The following is a 1,275-nucleotide window of genomic DNA, read 5'->3' on the forward strand; positions in this document are numbered from 1 at the left end:
ATCATTTGGAGAGTGTTATGCAATCAACATCTAAGCGTACTCAGCGCGACTATTCACTCGCTTTTAAATTATCGATTGTCGATCAGGTAGAAAAAGGCGAATTAACTTATAAACAAGCTCAAGATAAGTACGGCATTCAAGGTTGCTCTACTGTTTTAGTTTGGCTTCGTAAGCATGGCAAGCTAGATTGGTCTTTAGGTACTCCCCCTTTTTTTCCAAAAGGTAGTCATATGAAAGATCAAAAAACAGAACAAACACCCGAGCAACGCATTAAAGAACTCGAGCAAAAACTGGCTGAAACACAATTGAAAGCTGAGTTCTTTGAGGCTGTCGTCACCGTCATGAAACGTGATTATGGTGTCAGCTTGCCAAAAAAGCAGCAAGAGATGTTATCCAAGAAAAAAAGATCAAAACATTAACCGTGACTCAGTCATGTGTGTTTTTGAACATAAGCAGACAAGCCTATTATAAACAGTGTCGTTGTGCCTTAGAAAAGGAGCAACGCAATGAAGAGATCATTCGTTTTATTCGAGCTAAGCGAATGCAACACCCCAGAATGGGTGGGCGTAAGCTTCTTTATTTTATGAAGCAGAACAAAACGTTATCTAATGCGATAGGTCGAGACAAGCTGTTTCAGTTAATGAGAGAGGCACGACTGCTGGTGCCATGTCGTCGGGCATATCATAAAACCACCCAAAGCAATCATCGCTTTTGGTGTCATCCCAACTTAATCAAAGCAAGTAAAGATCAGGTTGTTGTGAATAAGCCAAAGCAAGTATGGGTGGCCGATATTACCTACTTACCGGTACGAGAAGGGCAGGCCTACCTTAGTTTGATTACCGATATGTTCTCACGAAAAATAGTAGGCCATTATGTGCATAGTAGTCTTAAAACATGTGATGTTGTGATTGCCTTAAAGAAAGCAATTAAGTGCGCAGGAGATGTAAGGGGGCTTGTTCATCACTCTGATAGAGGTATCCAATACTGTTCGGCAATGTATCAAGCAATACATAATAAATACGGTATTCGTTGCTCAATGACAGATGGTTATGATTGCTATCAGAATGCGTTAGCAGAAAGAGTTAACGGAATTTTGAAGAATGAATATTTATTAGAAAAGCCGATGAATTTACATGAGGCGAAGAAAATGGTGAAAGAATCAATCACACTTTATAATGAAAGTAGGCCGCATTTAAGCCTAAAATACAAAACGCCCGATGAGGTACATCGAGCGTTTTAACTGAAATAAGTGTCAACCTATATCAGGACTAGTCA

Annotated in this window: 1 protein-coding gene; it reads left to right on the top strand. The window is 39.7% G+C overall.

Annotated features, from left to right (window positions below; genetic code table 11):
- Window positions 1–17: 17 nt before the first annotated feature.
- A protein-coding gene (locus tag TW85_RS25130; RefSeq protein ID WP_157197026.1) for an IS3 family transposase occupies window positions 18–1,240 on the top strand; the annotation gives its coding sequence in 2 pieces (ribosomal slippage) (window positions 18–369 and window positions 369–1,240; 1,224 coding nt in all).
- Window positions 1,241–1,275 lie beyond the last annotated feature (35 nt).

The sequence above is a fragment of the Marinomonas sp. S3726 genome, assembly GCF_000967665.1.
Classification (GTDB): domain Bacteria; phylum Pseudomonadota; class Gammaproteobacteria; order Pseudomonadales; family Marinomonadaceae; genus Marinomonas.